Source organism: Bacillus sp. PK6-026 (assembly GCF_054161455.1).
On sequence record NZ_CP096418.1, the window covers coordinates 3075668 to 3098006 of the forward strand.

Annotated in this window: 21 protein-coding genes; 6 read left to right on the plus strand and 15 right to left on the minus strand. The window is 47.0% G+C overall.

Features of this window, described 5'->3' with window-relative positions; genetic code table 11:
- Window positions 1-76: 76 nt before the first annotated feature.
- Entirely contained in the window at window positions 77-613 is a 537-nt protein-coding gene (locus tag M1D59_RS15640) for a CvpA family protein (protein WP_023855455.1), read from the minus strand.
- A gap of 8 nt (window positions 614-621) precedes the next feature.
- Window positions 622-879 carry a cell division protein ZapA gene (zapA, locus tag M1D59_RS15645; protein ID WP_020452506.1) on the minus strand — a complete coding sequence of 86 codons (258 nt, stop codon included), beginning with the start codon at window positions 877-879 and terminating at the stop codon, window positions 622-624.
- 151 nt (window positions 880-1030) lie between these two features.
- Between zapA and rnhC the strand changes: the two genes are divergently transcribed.
- On the plus strand, window positions 1031-1972 hold the full coding sequence (gene rnhC, locus M1D59_RS15650; RefSeq protein WP_229128939.1) for a ribonuclease HIII: 942 nt from the start codon (window positions 1031-1033) through the stop codon (window positions 1970-1972).
- A 534-nt stretch (window positions 1973-2506) separates the two neighbouring features.
- Here the strand turns inward: rnhC and M1D59_RS15655 are convergent.
- Window positions 2507-2734, minus strand: coding sequence for a hypothetical protein (locus M1D59_RS15655; RefSeq protein ID WP_020452508.1), 228 nt, complete (start codon window positions 2732-2734; stop codon window positions 2507-2509).
- A 497-nt stretch (window positions 2735-3231) separates the two neighbouring features.
- Between M1D59_RS15655 and M1D59_RS15660 the strand changes: the two genes are divergently transcribed.
- Window positions 3232-4032, plus strand: coding sequence for a zinc-dependent metalloprotease (locus M1D59_RS15660; protein WP_448156438.1), 801 nt, complete (start codon window positions 3232-3234; stop codon window positions 4030-4032).
- Window positions 4033-4113: 81 nt separating this feature from the next.
- Here the strand turns inward: M1D59_RS15660 and pheT are convergent, their stop codons facing one another.
- From pheT to M1D59_RS15675, 3 genes are all read right to left on the minus strand, one after another.
- Window positions 4114-6528: a phenylalanine--tRNA ligase subunit beta gene (pheT, locus tag M1D59_RS15665; RefSeq protein ID WP_458117516.1), complete on the minus strand. Its 2415-nt coding sequence runs from the start codon at window positions 6526-6528 to the stop codon at window positions 4114-4116.
- Window positions 6529-6543: 15 nt separating this feature from the next.
- Complete coding sequence (gene pheS / locus M1D59_RS15670) at window positions 6544-7578, minus strand: phenylalanine--tRNA ligase subunit alpha (protein WP_003184229.1); 1035 nt, start codon at window positions 7576-7578, stop codon at window positions 6544-6546.
- A 362-nt stretch (window positions 7579-7940) separates the two neighbouring features.
- Complete coding sequence (locus M1D59_RS15675) at window positions 7941-8687, minus strand: TrmH family RNA methyltransferase (protein WP_023855459.1); 747 nt, start codon at window positions 8685-8687, stop codon at window positions 7941-7943.
- A 118-nt stretch (window positions 8688-8805) separates the two neighbouring features.
- On the opposite strand from M1D59_RS15675, the gene sspI reads away from it, so the two are divergent.
- Window positions 8806-9018, plus strand: coding sequence for a small acid-soluble spore protein SspI (gene sspI / locus M1D59_RS15680; RefSeq protein WP_023855460.1), 213 nt, complete (start codon window positions 8806-8808; stop codon window positions 9016-9018).
- 31 nt (window positions 9019-9049) lie between these two features.
- Here sspI and cstA read toward each other — a convergent pair whose 3' ends face one another.
- Window positions 9050-10846 (minus strand): carbon starvation protein CstA, encoded by a 1797-nt coding sequence (gene cstA / locus M1D59_RS15685; RefSeq protein ID WP_458117517.1) that lies wholly within the window; start codon window positions 10844-10846, stop codon window positions 9050-9052.
- A 199-nt stretch (window positions 10847-11045) separates the two neighbouring features.
- Between cstA and M1D59_RS15690 the strand changes: the two genes are divergently transcribed.
- The 3 genes from M1D59_RS15690 to M1D59_RS15700 are packed head-to-tail and all read left to right on the plus strand — an operon-like array spanning window position 11046 to window position 13564.
- Entirely contained in the window at window positions 11046-11639 is a 594-nt protein-coding gene (locus tag M1D59_RS15690; protein WP_035338206.1) for a TetR/AcrR family transcriptional regulator, read from the plus strand.
- A gap of 10 nt (window positions 11640-11649) precedes the next feature.
- Window positions 11650-12129: a PH domain-containing protein gene (locus M1D59_RS15695; protein WP_065643643.1), complete on the plus strand. Its 480-nt coding sequence runs from the start codon at window positions 11650-11652 to the stop codon at window positions 12127-12129.
- Window positions 12116-13564: a PH domain-containing protein gene (locus tag M1D59_RS15700; RefSeq protein ID WP_458117518.1), complete on the plus strand. Its 1449-nt coding sequence runs from the start codon at window positions 12116-12118 to the stop codon at window positions 13562-13564. The genes M1D59_RS15695 and M1D59_RS15700 overlap by 14 nt, the downstream gene beginning before the upstream one ends.
- A gap of 126 nt (window positions 13565-13690) precedes the next feature.
- Here the strand turns inward: M1D59_RS15700 and M1D59_RS15705 are convergent, their stop codons facing one another.
- The 8 genes from M1D59_RS15705 to araB all read right to left on the minus strand — a co-directional run bounded on the left by M1D59_RS15705 (window position 13691) and on the right by araB (window position 22338).
- Entirely contained in the window at window positions 13691-13966 is a 276-nt protein-coding gene (locus M1D59_RS15705; RefSeq protein WP_031304793.1) for a hypothetical protein, read from the minus strand.
- Window positions 13967-14060: 94 nt separating this feature from the next.
- On the minus strand, window positions 14061-15569 hold the full coding sequence (arfA, locus tag M1D59_RS15710; RefSeq protein ID WP_458117519.1) for an arabinosylfuranosidase ArfA: 1509 nt from the start codon (window positions 15567-15569) through the stop codon (window positions 14061-14063).
- Between the two features lie 35 nt (window positions 15570-15604).
- Window positions 15605-16447, minus strand: a complete 843-nt coding sequence (locus M1D59_RS15715; protein WP_020452519.1) for a carbohydrate ABC transporter permease — start codon at window positions 16445-16447, stop codon at window positions 15605-15607.
- Window positions 16447-17391, minus strand: coding sequence for a carbohydrate ABC transporter permease (locus M1D59_RS15720; RefSeq protein ID WP_020452520.1), 945 nt, complete (start codon window positions 17389-17391; stop codon window positions 16447-16449). The genes M1D59_RS15715 and M1D59_RS15720 overlap by 1 nt, the downstream gene beginning before the upstream one ends.
- A 30-nt stretch (window positions 17392-17421) precedes the next feature.
- Window positions 17422-18699: an ABC transporter substrate-binding protein gene (locus M1D59_RS15725; RefSeq protein ID WP_095291053.1), complete on the minus strand. Its 1278-nt coding sequence runs from the start codon at window positions 18697-18699 to the stop codon at window positions 17422-17424.
- A gap of 23 nt (window positions 18700-18722) precedes the next feature.
- Window positions 18723-19928, minus strand: coding sequence for a sn-glycerol-1-phosphate dehydrogenase (locus M1D59_RS15730; protein ID WP_256164703.1), 1206 nt, complete (start codon window positions 19926-19928; stop codon window positions 18723-18725).
- A gap of 16 nt (window positions 19929-19944) precedes the next feature.
- Window positions 19945-20631, minus strand: a complete 687-nt coding sequence (gene araD / locus M1D59_RS15735) for an L-ribulose-5-phosphate 4-epimerase (RefSeq protein ID WP_020452523.1) — start codon at window positions 20629-20631, stop codon at window positions 19945-19947.
- Between the two features lie 15 nt (window positions 20632-20646).
- Window positions 20647-22338 (minus strand): ribulokinase, encoded by a 1692-nt coding sequence (araB, locus tag M1D59_RS15740; protein ID WP_105980083.1) that lies wholly within the window; start codon window positions 22336-22338, stop codon window positions 20647-20649.
- Window position 22339 lies beyond the last annotated feature (1 nt).

The following is a 22339-nucleotide window of genomic DNA, read 5'->3' on the forward strand; positions in this document are numbered from 1 at the left end:
ACAAACAGGCCTATTCGACAGTTTTCGGGGTTCTCAAGAGCCCCGAAAAAAAACTTCCCTACAAACAGAGAAGTTTTTACAAAGATCCGTACTGATGCAGCAGATTGTTTAACATGTTTGATAAAAACGGTGTTTTATGAATGATCAAATCAGCCATCACCGAACCGGCCATCATGTTTTGCAGAACATCGATCGGCAGAAGCGTTCCGATGAACAGAACGACAAACACGAACAGATAGATTTCCGCAAAACCGAGCACGGCTCCAAGTACTTGGTTGATCTGTTTGAGAACCGGTATGCTTGCAACGGCATCCAGAAACGATGCGGCAATTCTCAAAAGGATAATCGTCAGGAAAAAGAGAATCAAAAACGCAATCATATTGTAATAAGCGCCTTCAAGGCTTCCGTTTACAAACGCCAGCGCAGACTGGCCGCCCGTAAAGTCGGGAGACGGAATCCAGCCGAGCTTAGGTGCAAGGTCGCCGTAATAGGTTGCGGCCACAGCGATCGCTGCGATAAACGTAACCAAACGGATAAACTGGCGGATAAACCCTCTTTTGAGTCCAATAAACAAACCGGACAAAAGCAAAATGATAATGATGATATCTAGCATCGTGATGTTCAATCCTTTTCTTTAATTTGTCCTTTTAATCTCTCAAGCTCTTCCTTCAGCTTCAAATAATCGTGAACCACATTTACAGCCGTCAAAACGGCCAGTTTATTTATATCAAGATACGGATTTTTTTCGTTGATTTCTCTCATTTTATCATCCACAATCGAGGCAACGTGCCTCATATGGCTCTTGCTCTCATCGCCGATAATTGTGAATTGCTGACCGTAGATGTCAACTGTTGTTTTCGTTTTTTGACCATCAGACAACGTTTCTCCTCCATTCCAATTATGCGAGAATCCTAGTCTATATCATAACATGTTTAGAGATTGAATGGAAAGACGAGCCCTCCGCTGTTATGATACACTTATAAAAACAATGATTTAGCCTGTTTAAGCAGCTAATAAAGGAGATTAGAACGTGTCACATTCTGTTTTAAAAGTTCCCCCGTCTGTTATTGAACGGATGCAAAGCCACTACGGGCCTCACATGACTTCCCTTTCCGTACAGGGCGCGGTTTTCCAGGCCAAACCACAGGGCTGCACCATTACAGCATACCGGTCGGGGAAGGTGCTGTTCCAAGGAAAAAACGCGGAAAAGGAAGCGGAGCGCTGGACGGCGGATGCTGAAACACCGGCTTCCAAAAAGCCCGCATCCAAAAAAAGCATCCCGTCCGTCTATCAGCCGCCTGAAGGCATCGGTTCCATGTCTGTGATCGGCTCCGATGAAGTCGGGACAGGCGATTATTTCGGTCCGATCACCGTCGCGTGCGTATACGCTGACAAGGTAAAGCTGCCGCTGTTAAAGGAACTCGGTGTTAAAGATTCAAAAAACTTAAAAGATCCGCAAATCGTTCAGATCGCGCGCGACTTAATCAAGACAGTTCCTTACAGCCTGCTCGTCTTGAGAAATGAAAAGTATAATGAAATGCAGGAAAAAGGGATGAGCCAGGGAAAAATGAAGGCCCTTCTCCACAACCAGGCGATCGGCAACCTTCTCAAAAAATTGGACGGAACCCGGCCTGAAGCGATTTTAATTGACCAGTTCGCAGAACCTGCCGTCTATTTTAAACACCTGGCCGGCAAAAACGCCATCAAAGAACGTACATATTTCAGCACAAAAGCGGAAGGCATCCATCTTTCAGTTGCAGCGGCTTCGATCATCGCACGCTATTCATTTTTAATGGAGATGGATAAGCTTTCGAAAGAAGCCGGGATGACGCTCCCGAAAGGAGCGGGTCCGCTCGTCGATGAAGCGGCGGCAAAGCTGATCAAGAAACACGGCGAAGCAGCGCTCGGTCATTTCACGAAACGCCATTTTGCGAACACACAGAAAGCGGTGCGCCTGGCGTCGAAAAACTGAATACACCAAAAAGCGGGAACTCCTGACTATCAGGGTTCCCAGCTGTTTTAGCAGGAAGCTCGAGAGACCAATTCACGGAGTTCCAAGGAGTATTTCCGCTTGTGGCTATATCCCGCATTCATCCCGGCTCTTCGCAATGAAACTTACGAATTCTTTCTTCGATCCATTCACAGTAAATATTTGAAACGGAATCGTGTATTGTCTTGACAGGACGTAATGAACTTCATGCTCTTACCATCATTCATTTTATCTCCTGATTAATATAATGAGATGAGGCTTTTCTTAATCATGATATGTTCTTAGTTATATTAGAATCACGGAAATCTTCCACATATATATGGATGCGCTTATCCTACGGGAAAGGGCCTATGAGCCCGACAAGATTAGGGAGGAAGATGAAGAGGCTGCAAACATTGCGTGCTGAGATTATGGCCTGGCATCCCGGCATTATAATCAAGTAAAAAGCAGACCCGTCGGCCTGCTTTTTTATGTATACTGTTCTGCCTCGGATTCTCATTATCGATTGGAATGAATTTAATATCCGGCAGAAGCCATTCCTAATACAACACCAAATAAACCACAAGCGATAGCTGCGATCATCATGATTGTCCCGTGTTGGACTTTCCCATTACTTCTTACTAGATATCCAAAAATAACTCCTCCTGCACCAAATAAAATTGGAAAAAGCAGTAGTGATATACCGGTACATATCCAGCCTAAAATGATAAATGTTTGAGTACTGTTGCTCGGGTTTTTTGTCATAGTACCAATCCTTTCTGAATGGTTATTTTGAACTATTAATGATTTTATACTAAAAAAAAGATATGAAATAGTTTTTTCCAGCGGGCCAGAGGAATGTGACTTGGTTAACATTTATTGAGAGAAGAAATTAGGTGCAAAATAAGGTTATAGAGGCGGACGGCTTGTCTATTTATGCGAAACAGCCAAGCAGTGCCTTTCTCTTGCTTCTATTCCCGCAGGCAATTCAAAACTCAGCAATCTTTGCTGAATTTCGATCATTTTCGCTAGAGAATATTACGATTTATCAGAATATTAGCAAACAAAAGGCCTATAGTTCTGTTTAAAAATCACTGTCAAATGGCAGATTTCTTGTCTGATTTTAACGAACTTTGTAGTTACATTGAAAGGTTTGTCATAAGAACCTATGTATATTTTCCTCTTTTTGGATAGAAAGAAGGGATTTCTAGTTAACTAGACGAATCTTTAGTCTGTTAAAAACTAAGGAGGAAATTTTTCAAATGAAAAAACGGTCTTTATTCTTTACTTTATTGCTTTCTGCAAGTTTAATACCCGGGGTGGCCGGAGTCGCGGAAACGGGCGGTCATGAGCATACTCATGAAACAAAAGGGATTCATAAGGAAGCATTGCCTAAACCTAAGGAAGGTTATAAAGATTTAACAGGCAAAGTTCACATTGAAAAAACAACGAAAACAAAAGTGCTGGATGAGAAAGGAAATGAAACGAGTACGATCACATTTAAAAAGAATGTAAACAACGGTAAATTTTCGACTCAGACAAGCACGGGCAAGCAAAAGATAAGTGTCCTCGCGGTGGCTGATAAGCAGTACCGGCAGAAACACAAAGACTGGAAAACGAGAATCGTCAACATCGTTGAAGAGGCGGACGAAATGTTTAACCGCGACCACGATATTGATTTTGTCGTGGAAGCTGTTGCCCCATGGAGTTCTTCCGGAAGCAATGCCTCTGACATTCTTGACAACCTGGCGGACAAATTCGAAGGACGGCCTTATAAATTCGTAGCCGGCTTTACAGCCAACGACAATTTTGAAGCGGGCGGCATCGCTTTTCAATACCCTGTTAAACCGGACGGTCCTGCTTTCAGCGTCACGTTCGACCTGGGAACGGAAAATACGGCAAAAGCACAAAGACACGAATTTTCCCATAATTTCGGGGTGGAGCATGATCCGCAAGGAAGCGGCATCCGTTGCATTATGAACTACGATTACGCATACACCGTCGATGTCTGGGATGCGGAACACAACAGCCTGATCGAGAAAAATAAAGTTTGGTATCAATAGTTATAAAAAGGCGTCTCCGCATAAAGCGGAGACGCCTTTTTTGTACTGCAGCCGGGCAGCCTCAATTGGGCTGGGAACCGGTTATCCTCTCAATACAGCCTGATACGCATCCTCCAGTGCTTTCAGCACCTGGTCGTGAACTTTTGTCACTTCTTCTTCAGTCAATGTTTGTTCAGGATTCAAATATTGCAGGCTGAAGGCGACAGATTTCTTGCCTTCTTCCATGTGCTCGCCTTCGTAGACGTCAAAGACATGGACTTCTTTGAGCCATTTGCCGCCTGCTGTTTTGATGACGTCCTCAAGCTGACCGGCCGCTGTTTCTTTATTCACAACAAGCGCGATATCCCGGGTAACAGAAGGATACTTTGGAATTGGTGTATACGTGATCTCCGGTACATCCAATCGAAGGAGCTCGTGCAGGTCCAGTTCAAACACATACGTGTCGCCCAGATCCAGCTCTTTTTCAACTGACGGATGCAGCTGGCCGATGAAGCCGACTAATGAGCCGTTATGCAAAATATTGGCCGTCCGCCCGGGATGAAGCTCTTTTCTTTCAGATTGAGCGAATTCGATGCCTTCGGTGATGCCGAGCTTTTCCAACAGACCCTCGACGATGCCTTTTACGACGAAGAAATCAATCGGCTTTTTCTCGCCCTGCCAGAGGTTTTTATGCCACAGGCCTGTCACGGCTCCGGCGACGTGTTCTTTTTCGACCGGTTTCGTATGTTCTTCGGCTTTCAAGAAAACTGAACCGACCTCATAAAAAGCTGCAGAATCGGACTGCCGTGCCAGGTTGTATGCGACCGAATCAAGCAGATTAGGAAGCAGGCTGTGCCTCAGCACGCTTCTTTCCTCGCTCATCGGCAGCGAAAGGATCGTTTTAAACGATTTTTCCAATGCGTAAGCCGTTGCTTTTTTATCGTTTGTTAGTGAGTATGTGATCGCCTGGGAAAGGCCTGCTCCTTCCAGAAAGCGTCTTACTTTTCTGCGCTTGTCCTGATAAGGTGTCAGTCCGCCCGCAAAGCCTGTTACTTCCGGCAGTGTCGACGGAATGTTGTCATATCCGTACAGTCTTGCGACCTCTTCGATCAAATCTTCTTCAATCGCAATATCGCCTCTTCTTGACGGAACCGTCACGACCAGTTCCCGTTCAGCGTCTTCAACTGCAAAGCCGAGCCTTTCAAAAATGTTGACCATTTCTTCTTTGCTGATGGACATGCCGAGAACCTTCGTCACTTTATCAACGGAAAGGCGGATGACATTCTCTTTGATATCAAGGTGGTTTTCTTCAACCGTACCTTCTAAGACGGTTCCTCCGGCATACCGGCTGATCAAATCTGCCGCGCGTTCTGCAGCGAGGCGCACCCGTGCAGGATCGATGCCCTTTTCAAAGCGGACGCTTGATTCGCTGCGAAGACCGAGATCCTTTGATGCTTTGCGAACGGTCTGACCGTTAAAATACGCGGCCTCAAGCAGCACTGTCGCCGTATCTTCGCGGACTTCGGAGTCCGCTCCGCCCATTACGCCTGCGACTGCCTGCGGAAGAGAACCGTTTGTGATGACAAGATGCTCAAGCGTCAATGTTCTTTCTTGTTCATCAAGCGTCGTTATCGTTTCATTTTCATACGCTTTGCGGATGACGACCTCTTTTGAGCCAAAGCGGTCATAATCAAACGCGTGCAGCGGCTGACCGTATTCGAGCAGAACAAAGTTCGTAATATCGACGACATTGTTGTGCGGTCTGATGCCGGCATTGATCAGCTTCGTCTGCATCCAAAGCGGCGACGGGCCGATTTTGACGTTTTTAATGATTTTTGCCGCGTACAAAGGATTGGCTTCTGTATCTTCAATTTTGACGGAAATATAGTCCGCCGCTTTTTCGGCGCCTGCCTGATAAGCCGTCTCAGGAAGCTTGACTTCGCGGCCGAGAATCGCAGCCACTTCATAGGCAACGCCGAGCATGTTCATGGCGTCGGCGCGGTTTGGCGTCAGTCCCAGTTCGAGAACCGCATCGTCGAGCGCCAGGCTTTGAAGAGCGTCCGCACCGGTTTCTGCATCGCCCGGGAAGACGAAGATGCCTTCCGCATATTCTTTCGGCACAAGCTTGCCTTGAATGCCAAGCTCTTGCAAAGAGCAGATCATGCCGTTAGACACTTCCCCGCGAAGCTTCGCTTTTTTGATTTTAAAATTGCCGGGCAATACCGCACCAACCGTGGCGACGGCTACTTTTTGCCCTCTGTCCACGTTCGGAGCCCCGCAGATGATCTGGACAGGCTCTTCTTCGCCGATATCGACGAGGCATTTATTCAACTTGTCGGCGTTCGGATGCTGTTCGCGCTCCAGCACATGTCCGATGACAACGCCTTTCATTCCTTCTCCCTTATATTCGATGCCTTCCACTTCAATTCCGCTTCTCGTAATCTTTTCAGCGAGAATCTCGGGAGTCATCCCATCTAAATCCACGTATTCCTGCAGCCATTTATATGAAACAAACATCACGCGTCCTCCTCTTTAAGCCTGTTTAAATTGAGATAAAAATCTGACATCGTTCGTATAGAAATGACGTATGTCGTCAATGCCGTATTTCAGCATCGCGATCCGTTCAACACCCATTCCAAATGCAAATCCCTGATATTGTTTGGAATCGAATCCGGCCATTTCGAGCACGTTCGGATGCACCATTCCGGCGCCGAGAATTTCGATCCAGCCCGTTTGTTTACAAACGGAGCAGCCTTTGCCTCCGCATTTAAAGCAGGAAACATCGACTTCGACAGACGGCTCTGTAAACGGGAAGAAGCTTGGACGCAGTCTGATTTCGCGCTCTTCGCCGAACATCTTTTTCGCGACCGTTTCAAGCGTTCCTTTTAAGTCGCTCATGCTGATATCGCGGTCAACGCAGAGACCTTCAATTTGCATAAACTGATGGGAGTGTGTCGCATCATCGTTGTCGCGGCGGTATACTTTGCCGGGGCAGATGATTTTGACAGGGCCTTTGCCTTTATGCTTTTCCATCGTGCGCGTCTGGACGGGAGACGTCTGCGTTCTCATCAGCGTATCTTCCGTAATATAAAAGCTGTCTTGCATATCGCGGGCCGGATGCTCTTTCGGAAGGTTGAGCGCTTCGAAGTTATAGTAGTCGGTTTCTACTTCAGGACCCTCTTCCACCGAATATCCCATGCTGATAAACAAGTCTTCGATTTCTTCAATAACGATCGTCAGCGGATGCCGCGCTCCTGTTTTTACAGGGCTTCCCGGAAGCGTCACGTCAATCGTCTGTTCTTTCAGCTTCCTTTTCACCTCTTCTTCCTCTAGGCGGGCATTTTTTTCAGCAATCGCCGCGGCGATTTTTTCTCTTACTTCGTTCGCCAAGGCGCCCATTTTCGGCCTTTCTTCAGCGGACAGCTTTCCCATTCCCCGAAGCACTTCCGTGATCGGTCCCTTTTTTCCCAGGTACGCAACGCGGACATCGTTGACTTCTTTTAATGAACCAGCGGCTTCCACTTTTTCAACCGCTTCTTTCTCAAGCCGTTTCAGCTCTTCCTGCATCTTAAAAACTCCTCCTTTTATGTAGCAACCTGTTATTTTAGGCAATAAAAAAAGCCCCTTTCATAATGAAAGGGACGAATCGTGGCCGTGGTACCACCCTTTTTTAAAACAAAGCAAAAAAGCTTTGCTGCTTACTTCATTGGCATAACGGAATGAATCCGGTTCACCTTTACACATCCCTCGAGAGACGCGGTCCCGGTGACAACTCAAGAGGTGAAGCGTTTTTCCGGCCTGCCATAAAAATGCTTGCAGTCTAAGGCATTTTCTCCCTAAATGGCGACATGTGAAAAAACGGAGCCTCTATCACTGTTTTTAAACATATTACATTCATTATAGTGAATTACATGATCCTGTGCAACCGGTTATCCGTGGAGATGATAAAGAAGGACCGCGGTTGCGGCCGCTACATTCAGCGACTCCGCTTTTCCGTAGATCGGAACGTACAGATTTTGGTCGGTCTGTGCGAGGAGAGCCGGATCGACCCCCGATCCTTCGTTTCCGATCAATAGCGCAAATGACTGCGACGGCTCCGCTTCTCTAAATGGCACGGCATCTTGCAGCGCTGTGCCGTATACCGGGACGCTTTTTCCCTTTAGCTCTTCAATCAGCTCCGAAAGCTCGCGTTTTAAAATCGGAATGTGAAAATGCGAACCTTGAGCCGATCTGAGCGTTTTGGCATTGTAGGGGTCGACAGTGCCTTGTCCGATCACAACGGCATCGATCCCCGCCGCGTCTGCCGTCCGGATGATCGTCCCTAAATTGCCCGGATCTTGCACAGCATCCGCAAGCAGCAGCTTTTCGTATTGAAAAGGTCCGCTTTCAGGCATTCGGCATACAGCGGCGACAGCCTGGGGTGTCTCTGTTTCGGCAATCGCCGAGAAAGCATCGTCGCTCAAAATATAGCGGGCAACAGACTCATCAAGCGCGGCCGGGAAATCCGCTTCGTCTCGGACCATGATTTCTTTCACAACACCCGGTGTCTTCAGCGCTTCCTCAACGAGATGCTCGCCTTCTATTAAGAAAGTATTGGTTTTTGTCCGCTCTTTTTTCGTATGAAGTTTTTTCCAATCCTTCACTTTTTGATTTTTGGCTGATTCAATTCGTTTCAAATCGTTTTGACTCCTTTGTCTCGCAATAGTCACATTATATCTCATCAATGATACATAATAAACCCGAAAGCGAGGCAGAATATAGAAAATCAGATTTGATGAAATGGAGTGAAAAAAGATGGATTTGAATTTGCGCCATGCCGTTATTGCCAATGTATCAGGAAACTCGCAAGAAGAGCTTGAGCACACGATCGTCGATGCGATCCAAAGCGGTGAAGAAAAAATGCTTCCGGGATTAGGTGTGTTGTTCGAGGTCATCTGGCAGCACGCAACTGAATCGGATAAAACTGAAATGCTTGAGACATTGGAACAAGGATTAAAAACGAAATAAACCGGCGGCCTGAAACGGCCCCGGTTTATTTTCATCCTGGAATAGAAGGCTCCATCCGCAATGCCGGATCGCGCCAAATCTCCGTCCACTTTTTAATGGCAGCCGCCATGATCATCAGCCCCAGCAGCAGCATAATAATTGATAAAATGCCGTTTAAAACGCTGAAACCGGCAGCTTCCGCATTAAAATAAACGTTTTTGATCATCCAGTATCCCGCATAGTTGACCGTTACGTACAAATAAGCGAGCGGAATGAGACATGTCAGCATATAACGCCGTTTGTCCGCTATTTTTAAAATGACCGTCGCGCCGATAATTAAACCGACGGATGCCATCAGCTGGTTGGATACGCCAAACAGCGCCCAAATCGAGCTGATGTCGCCTGAATACAGCAAATACCCCCACATGAAACAGGCAACGGCGCTCGCTGCGACCGAACCCGGAAGCCAGTCCGTTTTTTTCAGCGGTTTGTACACTTCTCCGAAAAAGTCTTGAATCAAATAACGCGCCACCCTTGTACCGGCATCAATCGCCGTTAAAATAAAGACGGCTTCAAACATGATGACAAATTGAAAAAAGTAAGAGGCCAAATGGCTGAAAAACGGAATATCCGTAAAAATATAAGCCATGCCGACGGCAAGGGTAACAGCTCCGCCTGTTCTTCCTTCAAGATCGAGACCGATTTCGCGGCTGAGTTCAGGCAGGTGGACGACATTCATGCCAAGCGTCCGAAAGACTTCAGGCGAACTGTTGATGGCAAAATAATCGCCCGGCTGCAATGCCGTTGCCGCGATCAGCGCCATGATGCCGACAAGACACTCAACGAGCATCGCCCCAAAGCCGACGAATTTCATATCGCTCCACTTATCAAGCATTTTCGGCGTCGTGCCTGAACCGACAAACGCATGGAAGCCGGAAATCGCACCGCAGGCGATCGTAATTGAAATAAACGGCCAAACCGGACCAGGTGATACAGGTCCCCCTCCGCCCGTAAACTCGGTAAACGCCGGAAACGGAATCGCCGGATTGACGACGAACACCCCGGCAATCAAAGCGATAAACACCCCGATCTTCATGAAGCTGCTCAAATAATCGCGCGGCGCAAGCAGCAGCCATACAGGGAGCGCAGCTGCAAAAAATGCATAGACAGGAAGTGCGACAGCAAGCGTTTTCGTATCAAGCGTCAAGGCGTCTCCAAGCGGCGTTTCCGCGATGGACGGTCCGATGAAGACACCGGCCATCAGTAAAATAAATCCGCCGGTTGACGCTAATTTTAAGTTGCCTGTCTTTTTATAAAATAAACCAACCCCCATCGCGATCGGAATTGTAATCGCAACGGCGAACGTCCCCCAGGGATTGCGTTCAAGCGCATGAAGCACAACCATCGACAGCCCCGCCATCGTGATCGTAATAATAAACAGCATCGCAAGCCCCGTGCAAAATCCCGCAACAGGCCCGAGCTCTTCTTTCGCCACTTCTGAGAGCGACTTTCCCTTCCTCCGCATGGACGCAAATAAAACGACAATATCATGCACGGCTCCCCCGATCACCGCTCCGATCAAGAGCCACAACAGTCCCGGCAAGTAGCCGAACTGCGCCGCCAAGATCGGCCCGACAAGCGGCCCCGCGGCTGCGATGGCCGCAAAGTGGTGGCCGAAAGACACCCATTTGTTCGTCGGCACATAATCTTTGCCGTCTTTCTGGAGATGGGCAGGAGTCGGCTTGTCATCATCAACCTTCAACACTTTCACCATCATAAATGTTCCGTACAAACGATAGGCGATCGCCAAAATACAGATGGAAGCGATCACAATTGTTATTGCATTCATCCAATTCCTCCCCCCTTTGTTTCTTTTTTAACATATCTCATATTTTTTGTAAGCGCAATCATCTTTTTTCGAAAAAAGACACGGCCTCCATCTTCGCTTTTTATGACAGCTTCCTTTTGTTATAGACGAGCACCCGGACCTCTCAGTTTGATTTCATATTCTTATTGACACTTTAGCACGATCGTACTAAAATTGAGCCATGAATACGAAATCACAAAAAAGACGACTGCAAATTATTGAAGACGCTATTCAAGTGCTTGTGGAAGAAGGCTATGCGAATGCCTCGATCGGCAATATCGCGAAAAAGGGGGGAATCAGCAAAGGAGTCGTTACGTATCATTTTCGAAATAAAATGCAGCTTATGAAGGCTGTTGTTGAGTATTGCTACGGACTTGCAGCACCTTATATGGAAAAATTCATGGATGGTTCAGACAGTGCGCCGGCGACACTGCGCGCATACATTGAATCAAATCTCAGATTCATGTATGAACACCGAGCTTACGTGACCGCAATCATTGAGGTGGTATCCAACCTACGAACAGAAACCGGCGAGCTGTTTTACCAGAATGAAGATGAATCAATATATGAGCCATTAGTTGAAATTTTTAAGTGGGGACAGGAAACAGAAGGGAGTTTCAGGCAGTTTTCCCCGCACATTATGGCCAGAACCGTCCGAAGCGTCATCGATTCTCTTGGGACCAAAATCGCAAATCAAGATATATCAGATAAGGAAGACATGATATCAGAAATTGTCGATACGTTCGATTATGCAACAAGAAAAATAACTAAATAGGGGGGCTATCGTGAACACTGGTGAATTTAAAAAATTGGACGGGAAAATTGTTGCCGTACGGAAGCTTGAAGGTGTGATCACTTTATGTGTGTATGCAGCCATGATTCTGGCATTGCTATACTTTACTATCACATTCGGCTGGCCAAAATGGATATTGGCTGTCACATTATGTTTAGCTGTTGCCTCGGTACCGTTTGAACTTTATCTTTTGCCGAAGTGGAAATGTCACTTGTGGCGATACCGCCTAAGTGAAGTAAGTATTCAAATCCATAAAGGGATCATTTTCAGACGAAAAGTATTAATTCCTATGGGGAAAGTCCAGCATGTCGAAGCAAAACAAGGTCCTATTTTAAAAAAGTACAATTTATATACAGTGACTTTATCAACGGCAGCCGGCAGCCACGACATTCTGGGATTGGCCGAAGGAACAGCCGATTCGATCCGCAAAGAAATTGAAGCCTATGCGAGGTTATGCGATGAACAAGTCTGACACATTGATCAAACATCGTCTCCATCCGGTTTCCGTCCTTTACTTTATCGCTACAGCGATCAAAGAATCATTTTCCTTTATTTGGTTATTTCCACTGCTCGTATTATGTATTCATAAACTGGGCGGTGACATTCCCGCTTTCCTCATCAATATCACTTTAGGCTCATGCCTTATCATGTCGTTTTTCGTGATTGGTGTATTAAAATGGCGGTCATTTACCTACCAAATACATGAGAAAGCGATATATGTTGAATCCGGTTTGCTTGTCGTCAAGAAAAGATGGGTGCAGCCGGATCGTATACAATCAATTGATTCTGCGATTCGTGTATATGATCATTTATTTTCCACCCGGACTTTGACAATTGAACTTGCCGGAGGAGAAGAATCCGGCATCACACTCAGCTGCATTTCAAAAGAAGAAGAACAGCGCATTCGGACGGCTTTAAAAGCAGAAGCAAAAGACAGGCCGAGCGAACATGCTGAAGACTCAATGTTTCAATTATCTAAAAGTAACCTCATTTTACACAGTCTGCTATCGCCTAAAGTCGGGATTGTATTTACGCTGTTATTATTGGGATTGCTAAAATATATGGATATATCGAAAGAAGGAGACAGGGACACTTTGTTCACCTCCTTATCCGGCTGGTTCGGCCCCAACTGGATCATGATCACGGTGGTCTTGATGGCTATTCTATCATTCGCGCTTTCGCTATTACTCACATTTGCAAGTGATTTTCAATTCACATTAAGGAAAAATAGCAAAGGAGAAATTGAGATTGAGCAGGGCCTGTTTGAAAAGAAAAAACGAATGATCGGACAAGACCGGATACAGGCCATTCTCATCATTGAGCGTCCGATTCACCGATTCTTGGGGTATGCAGCAATCAAAGCTGTTGTGATTCGCAATCGTTCAAATGAGCAAAGCAGTAAAACCGTCACCCTACTTCCTTTTGTTAAAAAAGAAAAGGCCGAATCCATGCTTGAACCGTTTACCGGTTACCGCAAAGGAGGCCATCTGCAAACGCTCACAAAGGGAGCGAAAATTCACTATATGGTTATGCCATTTATAGCCGGCTGTCTTTTTGCCATACCGATATGGCTGTTTGTACCTTCCGACTATCACAATCTAGCTGCAGTTCTGCCGCTCGGATTATTCAGCCTGGGGTGGATAGGGTATCGGATGATTGGCTGGAATCAAAGCAGCCGTTTTTTAACTTTGCAATACGGAATTTTATCCCGGAAAACGGCAATTATGAAACGCGGACGCATTCAATGGGCATCATTGAGCCAAACATTTATGCAAGAGAGAAAAAACTTAGCGTCAATTAAGCTGGCCGTTGCCTCAGGAAAAGAAAATATGAAGTTTTCGATCAGCCACATTCCAATAGAGAGTGCAGCAGATCTTTATCAACATGTCCTTAAAACAAAGGAATAATTTTCAAAACCACCCAAAACCCAGTTGACTAATAGGAATAATAAGAATAAAATAGACACATGCTTCATCTGCTGCCTTTTTTAAGGCGTAATTGGCGGGTATCATCGGATATCCGCCTTTTTTCTGTCAGCATAACGGAACAATAAAAAAATGAACGGCCATGACTAGACAGAAAGCGGCGATCCCTCCGATTCGATTGATGTTTGTTTTGACAAGTGAAGCTGAGAGATGGTGAGACAGCGAAAAAAACAAAATGGTGCCGATCAAGATGACGCCCGCCTCTAAAAATGAGTGATTGAGAAACCGGGTCCGATCAAGGACCGCCGTGATAAACAGAAGCCAAAGGTATGCTATAAATGCGTACATCAAAAAGCAATATGCAGCCGAAAAAAACGACTTCATCATATCCCCCCTCCTGTTTTATAGTATTCTCCGACATAAATGCGCACACCTTTTCACACCTAAAAAAACCGGCACAGCGGCCGGATTTTTTAGATCATCTTTTTTTCATTCTGATCACATTCCAGGAAAGTTTCGGAAGGTGAGCCGTCAGCCTGCCGTCACATACTTTGGCGTCTCCGCCGCTGTGCGGAACGACGTTGTTGCGGTCTTTTTCATTCGTCGCTTTATGATCTTCGTGTTCCAGAACGATGTGCTCAGAGACACTGTACCCTTCAAAGCTTCTCATATCGGCTTCCATTTCAAGGCCGGCGTCAGTTGCGCGGTTGACGGCAAAAACGGTTAATTCTTCGGCTTCTTCATTGAAAACAGACACAGACTCCAGGTACGGCACATCCGTAAAGTCTTTCGCATCATACTTCGGAGACGATACCGCCGTCTGCAATACCGTTCCTCTGCCGTAGACGGAAGCGTGCATAAACGGATAGAAAATGGTCTGACGCCACGCTTCTCCCCCTTTGTCTGTCATAATCGGCGCGATGACATTGACAAGCTGAGCCAGACAGGCGATTTTCACGCGGTCGGCATGCTTGAGCATCGTAATCAGCATACAGCCGACGAGAAGCGCATCCTCAAAGTTGTAGATGTCTTCAAGAAGGTGCGGCGCTTTCGCCCAGCGTTCAGCTTCTTTGTCTTTTTCATTCGAGTGATACCAGACATTCCACTCATCATATGAAAGGTGAATCGTTTTCTTGCTTTTCTTTTTCGCTTTCATATAGTCGCAGACTGAGATGACCGTTTTGATAAAGTGATCCATGTCCAGCGATCTCGCCAAATAGTTTGGAAGGTCATTGTCACGGTTGCCGTAATACGAGTGAAGCGAGATGTACTCGACGTGTTCGTACGTATGGTCAAGCACGGTCGTTTCCCAGTCGATGAATGTCGGCATTCCGCTTCCCGAACTTCCGCAGGCGACGAGCTCGATCGACGGGTCCGTCCATTTCATCACCTTCGCGGCTTCAGCGGCAAGTCTTCCGTATTCGGCTGCAGTTTTATGGCCGATTTGCCATGGACCGTCCATTTCATTGCCGAGGCACCATGTTTTAATTTTATGCGGTTCCTTATATCCGTGGGATTTTCTCAAGTCGCTGTAGTACGATCCTGACGGATGGTTGCAATATTCTACCAGGTTGCGTGCGGCATCAATTCCTCTCGTTCCGAGGTTGACGGCCATATTCACCTCTGCCCCGACAAGCTTTGCCCAATCCATAAATTCGTTCGTACCGATTAAGTTCGGCTCGGTTGTCGCCCACGCCAAATCAAGTCTTGTCGGCCGCTGTTCGACAGGACCGACCCCGTCCTCCCAGTTATAACCTGAGACAAAATTTCCGCCCGGATACCTGATAAACGGAACCTTCAGTTCACTGACCAATTTAATAACGTCTTTCCGAAAGCCAGATTCGTCAGCTTCAGGATGATCGGGCTCATAAATGCCTTCGTAAACGGCTCTGCCGAGATGCTCGATAAAGGATCCGTAAATTCGCTTATCAACCTTTGCCACCTTATATTCCTTGTCAATCGTCATCTTCGCTTTGTGTGCAGTCATGTTAAATCATTCCTTTCAAGATGATATATAGTGGATCAGCCTTTAATTCCGCCCGCCGTCAAACCTGATATAAAGTACTTCTGGAAGAACAGGAAAATGAGAATCACGGGCAGAATCGCCAGCACAGAACCCGAAATCAACATGTCATAATTGTTCCCGTACGGACTGAGCAAAGCGGACAGTCCGATGGGGAGCGTAAACATTTCTTTCGATCGCAAAACGATCAGTGGCCATAAGAAGTTGTTCCAGCTGTTCAAGGATTGAAGAATGATCATCGCTCCAAATGCCGGCTTCATCAAGGGCGCCATAATCCTGAAGTAAATGCCGAACTCTGTGCAGCCGTCCATTCTCGCGGAATCAAGCAAATCTCTCGGCAGGCCGAGCGCATACTGTCTAAAGAAAAACACGGCGACAGGCGAGACGATAAACGGCAGAATCACACCGGCGTATGTGTCGACAATATGAAGAGAAACCGTCATTTTAAATAAAGGCAGCATGAGAATTTCGATCGGCACCATCATGATCAGGAGCACAGCTACAAACAAGAGATTTTTTCCTTTAAAGTCGTAGACGGCAAGCCCGTATCCGACCATTGAAGAAAACAAGAGCGTCAGCACGGTGGATATCACCACGAGAATCAAGCTGTTCGAAAACCATTGAAAATAAATGCTTCCTCCGTTAAACAAGTATGTGTAATTGTCAAGGCTCAGGATTTCAGGGCTCAGCTTTAAATTCAAGCCGAAGCGCAGCAATTCCGAAGATGGTTTGAGCGAGCCGAGCACAAGGCAGAAAAGCGGAAACACAAACAAAAAGCTTAGTATCGCAAACAGCAGAAACAGAGCAACTTTCGCAATGTTGAGGCCTCTGGCAGGACGCATTAATAGCCCTCCTTTTTAAAAGATCCAGACAGCTTTAATGAAATGAGGCTGCAGATGAAAATGATGATCAAGAGCACGATGCCGAGCGCCGAGCCGTAGCCCATGTTGTTGTAGGCAAGCCCCTGCTGATAAATGTATCCGACCATCGTCAGGCCGATGTTGCCCGGAGAGTTGTTTTGCCACAGCACATAGCTTTCTTCAAACATCCGGAAGCCGCCGATGATGCTGATCGTCAGCACGTAGACGCTGACGGGCTTTAAAAACGGAAGCGTAATATGGTAAAACTTCTTGAACGTGCCTGCGCCGTCGATTTCGGCAGCTTCATATAATTCTTTCGGAACGTTCTGCAAGCCCGCCAAAAAGTACAGGACATTGATTCCCATCCATCTCCAGGATGCGAGCATCACCATTAAAAACATGCCGGTATGTTCGTTGTTCAGCCAGTTGTACGGCGAAGCTCCAAACTTAGCCAATATCGAATTCGCCAGCGATGTATCCATTTCTCCAAAAATCAGCCTGAAAATAATCCCCGCCACAATGGTTGACGTCAGAGCCGGGATGAATAAAGCCGATTTGAACACGTTTTTAAACTTTACGAGTTTAGAATCTAAAAAGACTGCCAGAATAAGAGGAACAGGTATTAAAATCAGCAATGTCCAAAAGGTGTATTTTACGGTGTTGAATAGTGCGGTATAAAATGTAGGATTGTTTAATGCTTGATAGTTCTCCGTCCCGATGAAGCGGACTTCCCCGGGGAGAATGCTTTGAAAGCTCATGATGACGACGCTGATAAGCGGATAAAGAAAAAATATGCAGAAGGAGAGTACAAAAGGTGCTGTGAAAATGTAGGGTGCGGCTTTTGCTGAATATAATAATCGTCTGATCTTTCTTTTTCTGCTCACCGGCGGAAACGAATGCACTGTATCTGTTTTAACAGTCTTCAAGTTATCGCCTCGCTTTACAGTAATGAAAGACTATTGCCCTTTCACTTCAGCTGCTGCTTTGTCCAATGCTTCTTTCGGTGTTTTGCTCTTCGTTTTGAGCGCTTCGTACAGGACGTTTCTGTTGACGAGATCAGATGTCTTCGCATAATCCTCAGTAAGGTAAAGCGGATTGATCTCATCTTTTATGTCAAGAAGCACGGAAAAGATGTGTTGTCCGTTTTGAAAGTATTCTGTATATTGATTTGGTTTTTTCAATTCGTCCGAGTCCCACACATCCCATCTGAGCGGATCGAATCCGAGCACGGTCCACAGCTTGATGTTGCCTTCTTTCGATGCTTTGGCAAATTTCAAGAAATCCTTGGCCAGATCGACCTCTTTCGCCTGTTTTGGAATCACGGTGGCCGTTCCGCCCATTCCCGCTGAACGGTCTCCCCCTTCTTCCCATGCCGGCAACGGTCTGATCGCGATTTTCCCTTTCAAGTCAGGCATATAATCCAAAAAACGGCCCATATACCAGATCGGCATTAAGACAGACGCCGCGCCGCCTTGGTTCATAAACCCGTAGTATTCTTCACTGTGATGATTACCTCCGGGCGTTGTGACGGCAATTTTGTCTTTCTCAATTAAAGTCTTTAAAAATTCGAGCGTTTTTACGTTTGTCTCATTGTTTAATGTCAAACGCCCCTGCTCATCAAAGTAACCGGATCCCTGCTGGGAAACCAGCGGCAGAAATGAATTCGGATCGGTCGTTTCAATCGTTGTCATCGGCTTTCCGAGAGCTTTGACGACCTTTTTGCCCGCTTCCCTGTAATCTTCCCACGTTTTGATGTCGTCCGGATCAACGCCTGCTTTATTCATCATTTCCATGTTGTAATACATCACGGTTGTTCCGACATGTGTGTCAAGTCCGTAAAGCTTGCCGTTCTTGCTGTAGAGCGTCAGCCTCGCTTCAACAAACTTGTCGCGGTCGCCATCCACAAGCGGCGTTAAATCTGTAAGAGGAATGTCAGAGCCCTTCAAAAAGTTCGAATAGCGCCCCAGCTCAACATCGGCAATATCTGGAACCCCTTTCCCGGCTAAAAGCGAGATTGATAAATTGTCATGCATCTGTCCATACGGATACACCACTGTATTTAATTTGATTTTTCGCTCGGGATACTTTTTGTTCCATTCTTTCACCATCTCAGCATAAAACTGTTCATGAAGGCCGTTGAATGTCCAAAATGTCAATTCGGTGCCGTCCGCTTGATCAGAGGCTGGACTTGCCTTGCACCCCGATAAAAGCAGACATGCAGCGACCGTGACCATAAAGATAGATGAAAGGAACCTTTTCACATTTTAACCCCTTTCACGCCTGGTCCTTTGCCTAAAAGCCCCGGCAAAAGGCCGTATTGATTGATGATTTTCAGTCCTGTATACCGGTCTCTGAGCTGATGGGCGTATGCGAGCGCTTCTCTCACCAGCTCTTCTTCAACATCGAGTTCTTTGAAAGATACAGGCCCGCCGATACGCCTCATCCACTCTGCCATTTTCTTACCGTCAGGAAGCTTTTCATAAACGGAGCGAATCGCTTGCTCAGCGTGTTGATCACCCAGGCTTGTACCGATAAGAGATCGGTAAATGTCAGTCAGCATGATGGCGCTGCAGCCGACTTTAGCACCGTGGAGCACTTGCCGCTTATTGTTCTCCAACGCTTTCATTTCAAGGTAGTGGGAAAGATGATGCTCGCCGCCGGAAGCCGGCCTTGAATGGTCGAGAACCAGCATGACAAGACCAGAAAGGATCAGTGATTCCATCAATTTCTTAATCCCATCGCGCGTCTTGGCGGCGATGTCATCTTTTCGGTCAAGGCATTGATCAAGCGCTTCCCTCGTGAGCCGGCTGGCGGCCGGGCAATACGGCTCATCGGCAATCAGGCGGGAAATTTCCCAATCCGCAAGCGACGTCTCCTTGCCGAGCATATCGCCAAAACCTGCGGCTATCATGTTCTGCGGCGCTTGACACAAGAGCTCCAAATCGGCAAAAAGCGCGATCGGCGCTGTCGTTTGAACCGTCTGTTTCTTTCCTTTTAAAATCAGCGGTGCTCCGGCTGAAGTAAAACCGTCAACCGACGGAGCCGTAGGAACTGAAATAAACGGGATGCCGCGCTGATAGGCGCAAAACCTGACGATGTCGTGAATCGTGCCCGCTCCGGCCGCAATTAGTACATCCGCATCAATCGGTACACCGATCAATGCACTCACTAATGTTTGCTCATCCGCCGTCACATCGCCCGCTTCATTAGCTTCCAGCAGAACATGAACCGTTTCAGCCGTTTCTTCAAGAAGAGCCGCAATCCGCTTACCGGCTATCCGTCCGGTCGTTTCATCATAAATGACAGCGGCTTTTTTATAGGAAGCATATTTCACGAAAGCGGGCAATTCTTGCTCAACAGCTTTGCCGCCGATCGCGATTTTTTCGACTGTAAGCGGATGATGAACAGCTCCGCATTCGCATACACCCAAAGTGTCTTTCACATAAGAGATCAAATCTTTCATTGACAGCTTCCCTCCTCTATTGGCCGTAATACGCGTCTGCCCCGTGCTTGCGAAAATAGTGCTTATCCTGCAAAGCGCTCTTAATCGGCTCAAGAGACGGATTCAGCATCAGGGAGCGGTACGCCATCTTCGCGACTTCTTCCAAGACGACAGCATTGTGTACGGCCGCCAAGGCGTCTTTCCCCCAGCAAAACGGCCCGTGATTGTTCACGAGAACGCCGGGCATCGCCAGGGGGTCCAGATGCCGGAACGTCTCGGCAATCACTTTTCCTGTATTCAACTCGTATTGACCTCTGATCTCCTCAGGATTCATTTCTCTTGTACACGGAATGTCACCGTGGTAGTAGTCGGCATGAGTCGTTCCGAGTGACGGAATATCCTTCCCTGACTGCGCCCAGCTTGTCGCCCACGGAGAATGCGTATGGACGATCCCGCCGATCGACTGAAACTGCCGGTAAAGATAGAGGTGTGTCGGCGTATCGGAAGACGGCTTCAGATCCCCTTCTACAATCTCGCCGTCCATATTCAGAACCACTAAATCTTCGGCTTTCAAATCGCTGTATTTGACACCGCTCGGTTTGATGACGACCAGCTCATTCTCCCGGTCAATACCGCTGACATTTCCCCATGTAAAGGTGACAAGACGGTATTCTTCAAGTTGCAAATTCGCTTTTAATACTTGTTCTTTCAAAGATTCCAGCACAGTTTTCTCCTCCCTTTAAGCCATCGCTTTACCGGTGTCAGAACTAATGGACTGGATGTTTTTCAATTTTTTAAGGCGTTTCATCACGTTGTTTTGCTTTCCGAAGTACGTGTAAAGCTCCTTGTATTCCGTATAAAGCCGATCGTATAAGGCAACGTTTTCAGGAATTGGTTTGTACGTTTGATCCTTGATCTTGCCCATATGTGCGACTGCTTCTTCGATATGGTCATAACCGCCGTTCACGCTTCCGGCCGCGAGCGCTCCGAATATCGCGGAACCTAAAGCCGGCGCCTGCGGAGATCCGGATATTTTGATTTCCATGTTGGTGACATCCGCGTAAATCTGCATGATAAACGGATTTTTTTCGGCGATTCCTCCTGCGGCATACAGCTCCTCGATCGGCACGCCGCTTTGTCTAAACGTTTCAATAATGATCCTCGTCCCGTAAGCAGTCGCTTCAACCAATGCACGGTATATCTCTTCAGGCTTAGTGGCAAGCGTCATACCGAGCAGCATGCCTGTCAGATCGGCATCAACGAGTGTTGAACGGTTTCCGTTCCACCAATCCAATGCAAGCAAACCGCTTTCGCCGATTTGGAGACGGTCAGCTTTTTGAGACAGCAGTTCGAAAATGGAAATCCCTTCGGCTTTAGCTTCTTTCATATACGCTTCTGGTACAAAGTGTTGAATCAGCCAATGAAAATGGTCGCCGACGCACGATTGGCCTGCTTCATAGCCGACATAGCCCGGGAGAATCCCGTTTTCAACAACACCGCACATTCCCGGCACCATTCTGACATCTTCACCGAGCAGCATATGGCAGGTAGACGTTCCCATGATCATCAGCATCTTGCCCGGCTCTGTGATGCCGACCGCCGGAACTGACACATGCGCATCAACATTTGCGACAGCGACCGCCGTACCAGCCAGAAGCCCTGTCTTCCCGGCCATTTCTTCAGTCAGTCCGCCCGCTTTTTCACCTACAGAATAAATATCCTCTGTTAATTTTTCGCGAACGATATTTTTCAGCTTCGGATGCAGGCTTGCGAAGAAATCATCAGAAGGATAGCCGCTTTTATTGTTCCAAATCGCTTTATAACCCGCTGTACAATTGTTGCGCTTTCTAGTTCCGCACAGCATATAGACGATCCAGTCGGCCGCTTCCATAATCTCGGCTGCAGCATCATAAATAACAGGCGCTTCTTCCGCGATTTGCATCACTTTTGGAACGAGCCACTCGGAAGAAATTTTCCCGCCGTATGTTTGAAGAAAAGGTTCATTTCTTTCTTCCGCGATTTGATTCAAGCGATTCGCCTGCTCCTGTGCAGCATGGTGCTTCCAAAGCTTGACATAGCTGTGCGGTTCTGACGCATACTCTTCCCTCATGCAAAGAGGAGTGCCGTTCTCGTCAACGGGCAAAATCGTGCAAGCCGTGAAATCGATTCCGATGCCGATGATTTCTTTCGGATCCGCTTTCGACTGCTTTAAAAGGCTCGGAATCGTTTCCTCCAGCACTTCAATGTAATCAGCCGGATGCTGGAGCGCCCAGTCCCGCGGAAGTTTCCGCTTTGAGACGGGGAGCTCCCGGTCTATCACCCCGTGTGTGTACTCTTTGACAGCTGTCGCGATTTCCTCACCTGTCCGGACATCGACGAGAACAGCGCGTCCTGACAATGTTCCAAAGTCAACTCCGATTGTGTAAGGGATA